The sequence below is a fragment of the Enterococcus sp. 125944 genome (assembly GCF_051909435.1).
GTDB classification, from domain to species: Bacteria; Bacillota; Bacilli; order Lactobacillales; family Enterococcaceae; genus Enterococcus_D; species Enterococcus_D gallinarum.
Genome location: NZ_JBQASY010000004.1, coordinates 169424 through 182060, shown reverse-complemented (window position 1 = coordinate 182060; position 12637 = coordinate 169424). Strand labels below are relative to the sequence as shown.

Sequence of the window (12637 nt, the reverse complement as noted above, 5' to 3'; positions counted from 1 at the left end):
CATCCTTTTAGGTCTTAAATAAAATGTTCATCCTTCAAAAATTCTAATACTTGATTTTTCAATGTATCCGTATCAGAAGCTTCCTGACGACGATTAGGTGAGACCGCAGGCTGAGCGATCGATTCGACGGTTTCTTGTAGAGATTCTGGCGGCAATTCCAGCAATTGGAAACTATCTACTACAACTTCGGCACCATAGACAGATTGTCCTTCCTTGGTTTCAAAAGGACACATATGCAAATGTCCATTGATTTTAACACTTGCACCTTTCTGGGTATACCGCAAAAAAGTTTCTGCTTGCTTGCCGTTGATAACACAAGCAAACCATTCTGTTTGCAACTGTTCGCTTGTTTGCCACTGTGCAGCGACTGCTAAATTAAACCGTACACACGTATTATTTGCTGCTGCAGAAGCCAGTTGTTCTCGACTGGGCATCTCATTAATTTTCCCAGTAAGGATCACCTTGTTCGTTGCCACGTTACTCCCTCACTCTACATTTTATTTAGACTCGCACTAATGCAAGATTAGCCATAGTCTATCACAAAAAAAATTTCTTGCAATTCTTTTGAGAACATCTATAGTGATCTTCTACAGTTTTTGTCGCTGACTTTTAAACAAAATTTAATCGAGCTTAGCCTTCATCAGTCGTTGAATCTATTTCAGAGACATACGTCCACGTCATGCCATTGTCTTCTGAGGTAAATACACCTTTGACTGTACCACCTTTGTAATCCCCCATGGGACCTTGATTGACCATAACTTTCAACTTTCCATCTTCTAGATAAGGTGCTTCAGCAACCACGAAAACCTTCTTCCATTCATCAGGCATTTCAAAAGCAGCTTCCAGCCATGTGTTTCCTCCGTCTGTCGTCACATAGAGGCTTGGTTCTGTTGGCGTTACTCCGCCGAAACTCATAAAGCCAACATTCTCGTTGAGGTAGCATGCGTCCGTCAAGAGTCGGCTGATTCCCTTAGCCACTTGCTTTTCCTGCCAAGTTTTGCCACCATCTTGGGTCACATATGAGAGATAACCTTCCTGCCCCATTACGCGGCCACCCGATAAGAAAATGTAACCAAAACCGTCTTGGCCAAATGTCAATTTGCGAAAACGTACAGCTGCTGTCTGCTCTGCCAGAGCAACATTCTTCCACGTATTTCCTTGATTTTCCGTATAAGTATAATAGACATTTTGAGTTGGACTGCCCTCACTAGCATATTCCGTTCGAATAAATCCAGTCCGTTCAGGAGTCAAAATATAGCTGCCAGCGATCAGCGCTTGTTTGTCGCCACTATACTCGCCGCCAAAAAAATCATCTAACGGATAGGGCAGAATGATTTGATGTTTCCAGCTATCATAAGTTAATTTCAATTGACTCTTACCAATTTCTGTTTTATACGCAATCGTCTGATTCGTTTCCTTTGAGGTGGTCATTTGATTGTTCTTATCGGTGATCGCACTTAGATCTCCCGCATCTACATTCGTGATCGCTTTGTCCCCTTGAGCAGTCGTAGCAACCTTAACTTGCCAACAAATATCCCGCACAGAACCGTCATCGGAAACTTTACCCCAATAAGATGTCATTGTCTCACGATTGATCGACTTGGGCCACACAGTAAATTTTACCGTCAGCAGCCCATCTTGATAGGTTGCACCACTCACACTGTAAGAATCGATCCGTACATCTTCTTGCACCTTCACAGAAGAAAAATAGCGCATCAAATCATAAAATAAATTAAATCCTTGTGTATTCGGATCATAGTTAAATTCGCTTTCAAAGGGCAGAAATTGATTAAAATAAGTAACGGGTTGTTCTTTGATAGCGGATTGGTTTGCTTGAGAAGTCTCTACAGTTGATGATTTTGAACCACTCGAACTGACCGCTCGTCCTACAGAAAAGCCAATGATGAACCAGATGACTAGCCCAATCACAATCAGTGTCAAACCGACAGCTAACGCTACCCGAATTGCTGCTATTTTTTTATGCTCTTTCACGGGAAAAACCCACCTTTTGTTTTCAATTACTTGAAGTATAATGAAAAGTTTCTTTTCTCACAAGATGCTTTTTCACTTCTTAAGAAATTAAGAAAAGGGTTCCTCATTAAATAGTTTTTAGAAAAAATAAAAGCATTCGCAAAAAAGTGACATACTTCAGGCTTTCCAAAGATGGAAAAACTGAAGTATGTCATTTCTAACCATTCTACTGTTTCTTTCATATTTATTCTTATATTGCTTCTCTGGTTTCTTCACACACGTTGATTAATGGATCAGATTATTCCTTCAGATACCTTCTAAACATCTCCTATCATCTAATAAATATGTGCGAACTTGCGATACAAAATATAATGAACCAGTAATAAAAAGAGTATCTTTCGATCCCATTTTAGCAACAATCTCCTTAATACCTTGTTGCCACTCTTGATAATATTTAAATTGGCTATTTTCTCGAACAAGATCTTCTTTTTTCAACGCTTTCGGGTAATCGAATGTGGTTATTATAAGGCAATTATTAGGGATTTGCTGCATCTGTCGGATCATTTTCCTACTATTTTTGGTTGTTAACGCTGAAAACAAAATATATTTCTTTCCTTGTTGAAATTTTTCTGTAACTGTATCAACAAATTCTTTTATGGCATGTGGATTATGCGCCCCATCGATAATGATCGTCGGTTGTGAACTGATTTTCTCCATACGACCTGGCCATCGCGCTTTTTCTAAAGCTTTCTGTATGCTCTCTTTTTGTATTGCTTTGTTTTGCTGCTGACAATAAAGCAAAAAAAGTTGAAGGGCAGTTGCTGCATTTTCCACTTGGTATTTTCCACATAAAGGAATTCTAAGATTTAAAAATTGAAAGTCTTCATTTTCGAAGTGAAACATTTCTCCACTTAAAGAATCCTTAGGACTATGACTTTCAGGGCTTTGCTTCACATAGTGAACTTGGTAAGAGGTATTTTTCTTAGAGAGTGGCGCATTTTTTTTAGAAGCGACTTCTTCAATTATTTTCACTGCATTTTGCGAAATGTTTCCTGTAACAATAGGTATGTTTTTTTTGATAATGCCAGCTTTTTGCAAGGCAATTTCTTCCTCAGTTTCGCCTAATATATCTGTATGATCTAATCCAATCGTAGTAATAGCAGTTAAAATTGGTATAAAAACATTCGTACTGTCCCATTTCCCCCCGATACCTGCCTCGAAAATTGCGATGTCTGCGTGCTTTTGAAAATAAGAAAAGGCCATTGCAGTCAATATCTCAAATTCTGTTATTCCCTGATAGCGTGTATCCTCATCCATACTATCTACCAGAGGGCGAAATTCATTTGCTAGCTGGACAAATTCTTCTGCGGAGATTGCTTTCCCATTAATCGAAATACGTTCATAAAAACTTTCAATGTACGGCGAAGTAAATGTACCCACTGCTAGCTTCTGCATTTCTAATAAACAACGCAAGTAAGTTACCGTCGAACCTTTTCCATTTGTTCCTGCGATGTGAATCCCGATAGTATTCTTTTCGGGATGACCGCACAGCTTCAGTAGCTCGTTGACTCGTATCAAACCAGGCCGCGATCCAAATTTTTTGCGCGAATGAATCCAGCGTACTGCTTCATCTCCTGTTTTAAACATTCTTATCATCCCCAATAGAATTGTTAGTTCGTTTAGAAAACATTACGAGCGAAGCGTTTCAAAGGAATCGCATGACCAAAGAATACGATCATGGCTGTTTGTACAGGTAGCATGATCACCGCTTTGACGATACGTATTCCCCAAAGTTTCGTATCGGTCAAAGGAATTGCATACATCATTGACAACCAAATTGGTGTCAGACACAAACTGATAATTAATGTATTGCAAAGAACACATAGAAAAGAATTTTTTATTGTAATGGGCTTTTTATAAAAAAAGTAGCCATAAAGCAAACCTGCAATGAATGAATTCAGTGTAAAGCCAATGAAAAAAGGAGCTTTCCCTAAAAGAGTATTCCCGATAATATCAGCAATTGAAGCACCAATTGCTGTCCACCAAGGGCCAAATAAACTAGCCATAACCACTTCTGGAACAAAATCAAAGGTAATTTTCAACAGCTGGGTTTCAAACCCTAATACTTGAGACAAAACGACCATTAATCCAATCAGTAATCCCATTGTTGCGATAATATGTGCGTCGATTTTTTTCTTCATTCTTAGCATCTCCTTTAATAGAGCTGCTACACAATTAATTTATGCAGCGAATGCAAAGATAGAATCGTGAAATTTGTTTCTTCGTCTAAAAGGCAACATCCCATCCTTATAGCACTTAACGCTCTATCTTCTACTCTGTTTTTTTATTTTTGTCAAAACAGCAATCCTGTTGTTTGAAAGATTCTGTTTCTCTGATGAACTAGATTCCACTTGTATAAATGTTTCATCTTTTATAACCAGCGTTTCATTTTTTTGCAACATTTGTCGCTGTGTCCTATCGCCCAGAAGCACTATTGAAAGATTCTCCAATGCATAAATGACAGCAATAGTCTGCGGTTTAATAAAATGCATCTCATTTCCTTTAAGCGCCTGAACAAAGACGTCGTAATCGTCTTTAAAAATAACATTAAAATCTTGACACTCACCCTGACACGTTGTTTTTAATTTACCATCGAAATGGTGGGGCTCAAAAGCATTTAGGCTAATCCAAGAACCTAATTGCCCTAATCTAACTGGATTATCCAAAGACATAAGGATTCGTTGATAACCAGTAAAGTCAGAAAATTCCACGGTATTCATAGTCACTGTCGCAGTTGAGAGACGGAAATCAAAATCTCGTTTAGCTAAGCTACTTGAATCAGGTTCCACTAAAAGTTCTGTAGTCTGGCCTCCAGACCACTTTGTGGACAAGTAATCTTCACATGTTTTCTTCTCGATTGTTCCCACACTTCTTCCTTAAACAATATCTAATTCTTCAAATTGACTCAAAATTTTAATATCTTGTGCCACACTGACAAAAGCCTTTTGATCAACATCTTTCATGATTTGATCCAAAATTTCCATTTCGTAAGTAGTAATAACCAAAATCAGAATCGTTTGAGTTTCTTGATTATATGCGCCTAGTGCATATGGAATGATTGTGATTCCACGACTTAATTTTTCTTGCAGAGCTGGGATAACTTCATTCGGCTTTTGCGTAATAATCGTCACCTGAACTTTTTTATGTTTGACATACACTAGATCTGTAACTTTTCCACTTATAAAAATGGATAAAACACTATAAAAAGCATAGGGCCAGCCAAATAAATAACCGGCTACCAATACAATGACTCCATTCAAAACAATCGAAATCACGCCAATACTTCGACCGGTGATTTGTCTGATTGTAAGAATGAGCGCATCCATACCACCAGTTGAAAGTCCATATTTTAATGCCAGCCCCAAAGAAAAGCCATTGATTGTTCCCCCAAAAATGGCGCAAATAATCGGATCTGTAGTTAGCTCAGTACTTGGGACGATGTGGATGGCAAATGATGCAACCGTTACACAAATAACCGTATAGATGACAAACTTGCGATTAATTTTGAACCATGCAAGCATAAACATTGGAACATTCAGGAGATAATATATAACTGAAATAGGGACTTCAATATGGCTTTTAGCAAGACCAGTCGCAATGATTTGTGCGATCCCAGTTAAACCGCCGGCATAAATATTCCCTGGCTGCCAAAAAAGATTCAGCGCCAAGGAATATAAAAAGGCATAAATAAGAATCACTGTTAATTTTGTAACCACCTCTTGCCAGATATCTATTCTTTTAAAACGTGACATAATCCTCTTTCCTTTTCTTAAAATAAAAGGAAGACATCGCTTCCTCTGATATCGGTCAATCGGCACAAATCACGTCATACCTTTAAAACTGCAGATCCAATGTCACTTGTTTCTCAATTTCTTTTAAGAAATCTCTATCTTCTAAAACGGTAGTTGCTTTGTTTAATTCATCATACATTTCGATGTCTTTATCATGCTCAATAAAGTTTACTTGTCGACGAAATGCAAGATAAGCTGCTTTTGTGCCTTTGCCAAGTCCTGACTGATATCCTTTGATGTCTAGTGCTTGGCAAGCCGCCATGATTTCAGTTGCAACGACCCGCCGAGAATTTTTGACGATTTCTAGAGCTGTTCGGGCAGCAGTTGTACCCATGCTAACAAAGTCTTCTTGATTTTCACAGGATGGTATTGAATCTACACTAGCTGGGTGTGCCAAGATTTTATTTTCTGAAACCAGAGATGCACATGCATATTGTGTGATCATAAAACCAGAGTTCAACCCCGGATGTTTCACCAAGAACGAAGGCAGATTACTTAATTGGTGATTCACCAATCGTTCTACTCTTCGTTCAGATACATTGCCAATCTCAGCGGCAGCAATACCCAAAAAATCAAATGGTTGCGCCAAAGGTTCTCCATGAAAATTCCCTCCGGAAATCACTTCACCATTTCTAGAAATGATTGGATTATCAGTAACTGAATTAATCTCAATTTCTACTTTTTCTTTTACATATGCAATCGAATCTTTACTAGCACCATGAATTTGCGGCATACAACGTAATGTGTAAGGATCTTGAACATGATCTGGTGTCGCTTCCGTAATATATTTACTATCTTCAATTAAACGACGAATATTACGAGCGGTTGCTAATTGCCCACTTTGCGGGCGAATCGTATGAAGGTCTTCTTTAAAAGGACTAGAAATTCCGTCATGAACTTCCAATGAGAGTGCTCCTGCAACATCTGAAAGTTTTAATAACTGAATAGCATCATACGTTGCCAATGCCCCAACCGCGTTCAAAACTGTTGTCCCATTGATAAAAGCTAATCCTTCTTTGGCACTTAATTGAATCATTTTCAATCCTGCTTTTTCCATTGCTTCTTTCCCAGAATACAACGTGCCCTTATAATAAGCCTTACCTAAACCTAGTAATGGTAAAACCATATGAGCTAATGGGGCTAGATCACCGGATGCTCCTAATGAGCCTTTCTCTGGAATGTAGGGATGGACACCTACGTTCAACATCGCTAACAATGCTTCTACAGTGCTTAAACGAATACCAGAATAGCCTTTAATCAACGAATTAATTCGAATCAGCATAATAGCTCGCACAATATCTTCCGAAAATGGCTCGCCGTAACCAGCAGAATGAGTACGAATCAAATTTTCTTGTAATTGCACAGTGTCTTCTTTTGAAATACTGACATTACAAAGAGAACCAAATCCCGTATTGACTCCATAAACAACGCGACGTTCCTCTACAATTTTATCAACAATCCTGCGCGACTCTTTCACTGCTTCTTTGGCACTTTCGGCTATTACACATTGACGATGGTTGCGTGCTACAGCCACTACGTCTTCTAAAGTTAGGCTAGCACCATCCAAAATAATCATTTCTTGACTAGGAATGGTATTCTGAGCTTCTTCTTTTATCAACATTTTCATCGTTTTATTCCCCACTTTTCTAATAAATTCCTTCCAAGTATCAGTTTCCACAAGTTTTCTAATTTACTTGCTTCGATTTATTATTGTTTAAGAGTAGATACAAAATGCTTGCTACTATAACTCCAATAACTCCAGCTATTAAATTGATCGGATTGGCCGCAGCGACCATCCAAATACTAACAACTATGGAGATAATTGGAATGACTGGACCAAACGGCAGCCGGAAAGCAGGCACATTTTCCATGTCTTTTTTTCTCAACCAAATAACTGCCAATGCAGTCGGAATGTACTGGAAGAAACGAAAGACTACGGACAGTTCCGCTAATTGTTCAAATGATCCGCTTAGTAGAAAAGCTATGGTTAGTAAACCAGAAAAAATAATAGCAACGATAGGTGCATTTTTATTATTTTTTTTAGCAATCACCTTAGGTAACAATCCTTCGTCCGCGATTGAAGCTCCATATCGCGGAATCATCAGAGAATCTCCCATATTCAAGCCAGCAATTGAAATCAAGGCCCCGATTGAAATAATCCATTTCCCAGCTGGTCCAATCATTTCAACAAAAGCATCTTGAACTGGCGCATTGCTTTGTAAAATTCCCGTTCCAAGCATGGCAATCGTTCCCGCAATAATCATAAAATAAAGCAACGAAACAATACTTATGGATCCAATAATCGCTTTTGGCACATTTTTTTTGGCATTCCGCATTTCTCCAGCTACTACAGGTAAAGCTTCAAAACCAATAAAAGCATAAAAGACAGTGAGTGACGTTGAGGCCATGGCTTTAGATAAAGTCATGTCAGGATTCAATTGTAGAAACGGTGTAAAGTTTCCTTGATTGATTCCATTTTTGATGAAAAAAACTGCAATCAGTGTGAAGGCAATAATTGGAATCAATTTAGCTATTGTAATAACAATCGTAAAAATTTTTGAAGTCTTAATCCCCATACTATTAATCACAGATAAGAAAATAACCAAACAAATGCTAATCAATGTATTCTGTCCTTCTAACGCTGGAAAAGTTTGGATCAGAAGTTTCGCAAAACCTGCAGCCATTGCAGCCCACGCAATAATCGTCACAAACCACCCCAGAACACCAACATTAAATCCAATAAAATCGCCAAATGCTGTTTTCGAATATTGGAAAGCTCCGCCATTCTTATTGAAGTAACCCGCAACTTCGGCGAAGCAAACGGCCAACATCAAAACCAAGACCGCATCTAAAACCATTGCAACAAGAGAAGCAGGACCTAAATCTTGGTAAATGGTTCGGGGCAAAAGAAAAATTCCTGAACCAATTACTGCATTGATTCCGTATAGCGTCGCACCACCCAAGCTAAATTTTGCATTCTCATTTTTCGCTAGCTCTGCGGAGTCAATGTCTTTAATATCCGTTATCTCTGAAACCTCGACATCTTTTTGCATACTATTTCACCTCTTCTTTTTTTATTGTAAAACGTTTTCAATTACACGTTTTATTCTAGTAAGCAGTTCATGTTAGCTATTTTACAAGGAGAGTTCCCTCCACCTCCTTGTAAAATAGCTCTCAACTGCTAGAATAATCCGGTTATATTTCCTTTTTCATCAATATCAATTCTTTCAGCTGCTGGAGATTTTGGTAATCCCGGCATCGTCATAACAGCTCCTGTCAGCGCAACAATAAATCCTGCCCCGGCAGATACTTTGAGATTACGGATCATCACAGTAAAATCTTTTGGCGCTCCAAGTAGTGACGCATCATCTGAAAATGAGTATTGAGTTTTTGCCATACAAATTGGATAATTACCAAATCCAAGACGTTCCAATTCCTTTAATTCTTTTTTCGCACTTGGTGCCAATTCTACGCCTGCCCCACCGTATACTTTTTGGACGATTTTATTTAGTTTTTCTTCAATTGAATCATCCAAATCATAGACATAGCTAAAATGATTTGGCTCTTCTGCTAGTGCAACTACTTTTTCCGCCAACTCTTTACCGCCTGCACTTCCTTTCCCCCAAACATCAGATAGAACAACTGCAACGTCCATTTCTTTACAAGCTTTCTCTACCGCAGCTAATTCTGCAGCTGTATCTGTTGGAAATTTGTTAATAGCTACAACAACTGGCATCCCGTATACTTCTTTAATATTCTCTAAGTGTTTAGACAAGTTAGGTATTCCAGCAAATACTGCATCGACATTTTCTATTCCTAAATCGCTTTTCTTCACGCCACCGTGCATTTTTAACGCACGAATCGTTGCTACCAAAACAACCGCATCTGGTCGTAGATTAGCTAAACGACATTTGATATCTATAAATTTCTCAGCTCCCAAGTCAGCGCCAAAGCCGGCCTCTGTCACTGCATAATCGGCATACTTTAGCGCAAGTTTCGTTGCCAATACGCTGTTGCATCCATGTGCGATATTTGCAAATGGACCTCCGTGAATAAAAGCAGGGGCATGCTCCAATGTCTGTACAATATTTGGCTGAATTGCCTCTTTTAATAGGGCGGCCATTGCCCCTTCTGCTTTCAAATCCCCAGCAGTTACCGGCTCCCCATCGTAATTATATGCAACGATGATTTTTCTCAGCTTATTTTTTAAGTCAGCAATATCGTTAGCTAAGCATAGAATGGCCATAATTTCTGATGCAACTGTAATGTCATACCCATCCTCACGTGGCACGCCATTTACTCGTCCTTGAAGACCATTTACAATGTGACGCAATTGGCGATCATTCATATCTACCACACGTTTCCAAGTAATTCTGCGAGAATCAATTTGGAGAAGGTTCCCCTGATGAATATGATTATCTAATAGTGCCGCTAATAAATTATTGGCGGCACTAATTGCATGAAAATCACCGGTAAAATGTAAGTTGATGTCCTCCATTGGGACTACTTGAGCATGTCCACCACCAGCAGCACCACCTTTCACACCAAATACAGGACCTAATGAAGGCTCGCGTAATGCAATCACTGCTTTTTTCCCAATGGCTGTCAATGCATCGACGAGACCTACTGAAGTAGTGGTCTTTCCTTCTCCAGCAGGTGTAGGCGTAATTGCGGTCACTAGAATGAGCTTGCCATCCTCGTTGTCATCCAATGACTCAATATTATTGATCTTTGCTTTATATTTTCCATAAAGAGACAGATTTTCTTTAGCAATACCAATTGATTCAGCAATTTCTTCAATCGGCTTCATCACAACAGAATTTGCAATTTCAATATCTGATAAGACCATGTCCATAAACTTCCTTTCTATCTACCAATCTAAATGATTACAGCGATTCAAGTATTTGTTGATAGGTTGCATCAGCAATTTTGCTGCCTTCCTCAACTAGCGATTCCCCGGCTTTGCGGTATTGGCGAACAAACATTTCGTCTTTGATGCTTGCAAGGTTAATCAATACATTCAACCACGCACCTTGTAAAGCTGCCTTTAAATTCAAAGCAGCTACTCCCAAATCACTAGCAGCATTGGTATTTGATTTGCCAACCGCAGCCTGTGTGACTTTTAACGCATCCACAATTTTTTCCATCATAGAAAAAGGTGTAACAGCTGCTCCTTTTAAAGCACTCTGCATTGCTTCTCGGCGGGCTTTTTTTTCTTCTTCGGTTGTTTTTGGAAGTCCAAAAACAGCTGACACTTGATTAAAAGCTTCTGTATCTTCATCAATTGCCCTGAGTAAACCCTCTTGCAAAGATTTAGCTTTTTTTTGCAGTAATTCAATTTCGTCTTCGAACTCTGCATATTTTTTTTTGCCAATCGTGAGTTCTGTCACCATCTTTGTCAAAGCAATTCCCTGTGCGGCAGCTAATGCTGAAGCAGATCCCCCACCTGGTGCCGGTGTATCCGAACCTAAAACAGCAATGAAATCGTTTATTTGCATCTCAACGAGTTTCATGACAATCCCCCTATCAATTCAATAAATGATTTTCGAAAACTTGCTTATTATAATTGAACTCTTCAATCTGTAAATAATATTCAGCACAATCAATCAAGGCTTTTGCTGGCGTTAATCCGATTACTTCACTGCCAATAACCGACACACCATAACGTTTTGCTTCAAAGCGAATCGTTTCAAACACACGATACAGTGGTGTTTTCTCGAAGTTCACCATATTCATAGATACTTGAGCAATATTACGATCTTCAAGCATGACACCAATACCCTTGCAGTATTTCCATCCTCCAGAGGATCCGCGAACAATTTTAGCGATTTTATTGGCAATCTCAATATTATCTGTATCCAAATTCACATTGAATGCAACTAAAGGCATTCTGGCACCCACTGCTGTGACACCAGCGGTTGGATGAATTTTGCGTTCGCCATAATCTGGTTGCCATTCTTCTTCCAAAAGTTTTTCTGGCATTTTCTCAAATTGTCCTTTGCGGATCTTCGCTAAATTTTTACGTACGGGTGTAGTGGCTGAATCTTCATATAGAAAAATGGGAATCTGTAATTCTTCATTGATTCGTTGAGCTACTTTCTTAGAAATAGCAATGCACTCTTCCATGGTGACATCTTTGATCGGCACAAAAGGAACCACATCTGTTGCCCCCATACGAGGATGTTCTCCTTGATGCTTCGTCATATCAATATTTTCACTTGCAAACTTCACTAATTGAAATACTACTTCTTGGATTCCTTCTTCATCACCAACGAGTGTAAAAACACTACGATTATGAGATGTGTCAGAAGAATGATCCAACAATGTGACACCTTTAACATTCTTAGCGATCTCCACCAACCCATCAATAACCTTTTGATTTCTTCCATCACTGAAGTTCGGAATACATTCAATTAATTTTGTCATGGTCTATTGCTCCTTGTTTTTATTTTGAACTTTAGGTACGGCATAAATTTGTTCTTACTACATTAAAAAAAATCTATGAATAGCGTTATTTTTATTTCCACACCTCCTAATATACCAGTTTGTTTGTTACCGCTTTCATTCACCGAAATCAGCTTAACACTCTTTCAAATCGGTTGCAAACTCCGTAAAAAAAAGCTTTTCATAATTTTTTCATAATTAAAATTCTGTTTTTTTTTTGGAAAATCCGCCTAATTGTCTTCCGCATTTTTTTGTCTTTTATTTTATTTGACCTTTTTTTGACTTTCTTTTTTAAACTGAAGGTAACCTATCGTTGCGCATTGAATAAAAAACAAGACAGACTTTATTTAATCTTTTTGATTTCTTTTACA

The 12637-nt window shown here is 38.6% G+C and carries 11 protein-coding genes and 1 riboswitch; all 11 genes read right to left on the bottom strand.

Features of this window, described 5'->3' with window-relative positions; genetic code table 11:
- Positions 1-14: 14 nt before the first annotated feature.
- The 11 genes from ACTFWY_RS05675 to ftcD all read right to left on the bottom strand — a co-directional run bounded on the left by ACTFWY_RS05675 (position 15) and on the right by ftcD (position 12248).
- Entirely contained in the window at positions 15-476 is a 462-nt protein-coding gene (locus tag ACTFWY_RS05675; protein ID WP_003125737.1) for a single-stranded DNA-binding protein, read from the bottom strand.
- A gap of 154 nt (positions 477-630) precedes the next feature.
- The gene (locus tag ACTFWY_RS05670) at positions 631-1992 is read right to left on the bottom strand and encodes a WD40/YVTN/BNR-like repeat-containing protein (protein WP_176332975.1); all 1362 of its coding nucleotides are present in this window, start codon (positions 1990-1992) and stop codon (positions 631-633) included.
- Between the two features lie 285 nt (positions 1993-2277).
- Positions 2278-3627, bottom strand: coding sequence for a bifunctional folylpolyglutamate synthase/dihydrofolate synthase (locus ACTFWY_RS05665; protein ID WP_376715940.1), 1350 nt, complete (start codon positions 3625-3627; stop codon positions 2278-2280).
- A gap of 23 nt (positions 3628-3650) precedes the next feature.
- Entirely contained in the window at positions 3651-4172 is a 522-nt protein-coding gene (locus ACTFWY_RS05660; RefSeq protein WP_029486503.1) for a folate family ECF transporter S component, read from the bottom strand.
- A 42-nt stretch (positions 4173-4214) separates the two neighbouring features.
- A riboswitch (THF riboswitch) is annotated at positions 4215-4312 on the bottom strand.
- A complete protein-coding gene (locus ACTFWY_RS05655; RefSeq protein WP_171917243.1) occupies positions 4296-4898 on the bottom strand; it encodes a HutD family protein in 603 nt (200 codons plus the stop codon). Its footprint overlaps the riboswitch before it by 17 nt.
- 9 nt (positions 4899-4907) lie before the next feature.
- The gene (locus tag ACTFWY_RS05650; protein WP_003125730.1) at positions 4908-5783 is read right to left on the bottom strand and encodes a YitT family protein; all 876 of its coding nucleotides are present in this window, start codon (positions 5781-5783) and stop codon (positions 4908-4910) included.
- 82 nt (positions 5784-5865) lie between these two features.
- A complete protein-coding gene (gene hutH, locus ACTFWY_RS05645) occupies positions 5866-7398 on the bottom strand; it encodes a histidine ammonia-lyase (RefSeq protein WP_003125729.1) in 1533 nt (510 codons plus the stop codon).
- A 109-nt stretch (positions 7399-7507) separates the two neighbouring features.
- Positions 7508-8875, bottom strand: a complete 1368-nt coding sequence (locus ACTFWY_RS05640; protein WP_311828271.1) for an APC family permease — start codon at positions 8873-8875, stop codon at positions 7508-7510.
- 128 nt (positions 8876-9003) lie between these two features.
- A complete protein-coding gene (locus ACTFWY_RS05635; protein ID WP_170081299.1) occupies positions 9004-10671 on the bottom strand; it encodes a formate--tetrahydrofolate ligase in 1668 nt (555 codons plus the stop codon).
- Between the two features lie 37 nt (positions 10672-10708).
- Positions 10709-11335 (bottom strand): cyclodeaminase/cyclohydrolase family protein, encoded by a 627-nt coding sequence (locus ACTFWY_RS05630; RefSeq protein WP_003125724.1) that lies wholly within the window; start codon positions 11333-11335, stop codon positions 10709-10711.
- A 13-nt stretch (positions 11336-11348) separates the two neighbouring features.
- Positions 11349-12248 (bottom strand): glutamate formimidoyltransferase, encoded by a 900-nt coding sequence (gene ftcD / locus ACTFWY_RS05625; protein ID WP_003125723.1) that lies wholly within the window; start codon positions 12246-12248, stop codon positions 11349-11351.
- Positions 12249-12637: the final 389 nt, after the last annotated feature.

Excerpts from the sequence above, each read along its gene's own strand:
- ACTFWY_RS05665 (WP_376715940.1), bottom strand. The coding sequence starts at position 3,627 with ATGATAAGAATGTTTAAAACAGGAGATGAAGCAGTACGCTGGATTCAT.
- ACTFWY_RS05660 (WP_029486503.1), bottom strand. The coding sequence starts at position 4,172 with ATGAAGAAAAAAATCGACGCACATATTATCGCAACAATGGGATTACTG.
- ACTFWY_RS05650 (WP_003125730.1), bottom strand. The coding sequence starts at position 5,783 with ATGTCACGTTTTAAAAGAATAGATATCTGGCAAGAGGTGGTTACAAAA.
- hutH (WP_003125729.1), bottom strand. The coding sequence starts at position 7,398 with ATGATTATTTTGGATGGTGCTAGCCTAACTTTAGAAGACGTAGTGGCT.
- ACTFWY_RS05640 (WP_311828271.1), bottom strand. The coding sequence starts at position 8,875 with ATGCAAAAAGATGTCGAGGTTTCAGAGATAACGGATATTAAAGACATT.
- ACTFWY_RS05635 (WP_170081299.1), bottom strand. The coding sequence starts at position 10,671 with ATGGTCTTATCAGATATTGAAATTGCAAATTCTGTTGTGATGAAGCCG.
- ACTFWY_RS05630 (WP_003125724.1), bottom strand. The coding sequence starts at position 11,335 with ATGAAACTCGTTGAGATGCAAATAAACGATTTCATTGCTGTTTTAGGT.
- ftcD (WP_003125723.1), bottom strand. The coding sequence starts at position 12,248 with ATGACAAAATTAATTGAATGTATTCCGAACTTCAGTGATGGAAGAAAT.